We start from the raw sequence: 741 nt of genomic DNA on the forward strand, positions 1-741 counted from the left end.
TAAAGCCTAAAGAAGAACAGAAAGAGATTACATGTAATTTGTTTTCAGAACCTAATTTTGAAAAACCTTATGTAGATTACAACTTTCTAGATGCACTATTTAAGGCTATGATTCAAAATGATTATCGAGCTTTGCCTACGCAATGTAGCCAATCCATCATGAAAGGTTTGTTCCAAAATTGGAAATCTTTTTTTGCTAGTTTAAAAGACTATAAAAAGAATCCAAACAAATATGATGGAATGCCTAGGATTCCAAAGTATATTCGTTCTTCTGAAAAAGAGATTCTGTATACAAACCAAGATTGCATCATTAAAAACGGTAGATTTTTAAAGTTTCCAAAGACGAAATTGCAATTAAATATTGGGAAACTAGGTTTCACTGAAGGTAAACTGAAACAAGTTCGTGTGATTCCAAAATACAATGAATATGTAGTGGAATTGGTAATTGATGTTCCTTCTGAACAACAAATGATTGAAGAGAATGCTCGTTATATGAGTATTGATTTAGGTATTGATAACCTTGCAACCATCGTAACAAACACAGGTATAAAACCTGTCCTTGTTAAGGGCAAACATATCAAAAGCATAAATCAATATTACAATAAAATGAAGAGTCATTTTACAAGCATTCTTAGAAATGGAAAACAAACGAATGAAGGACCTTTTACTTCTAAAAGGATAGAAAAACTTCATCAAAAACGTTACTTGAAAATAAAAGACGTCTTCCATAAAGTTAGTCACC

At 31.0% G+C, this 741-nt stretch carries 1 protein-coding gene; it reads left to right on the forward strand.

Features of this window, described 5'->3' with window-relative positions; genetic code table 11:
- The coding region (locus D1166_RS30930; RefSeq protein ID WP_165851696.1) for an RNA-guided endonuclease InsQ/TnpB family protein at positions 1–741 on the forward strand (741 nt) is incomplete at both ends.

The sequence above is a fragment of the Bacillus sp. ISO11 genome (assembly GCF_003458115.1).
Lineage (GTDB): Bacteria > Bacillota > Bacilli > Bacillales > Bacillaceae_G > Bacillus_A > Bacillus_A cereus.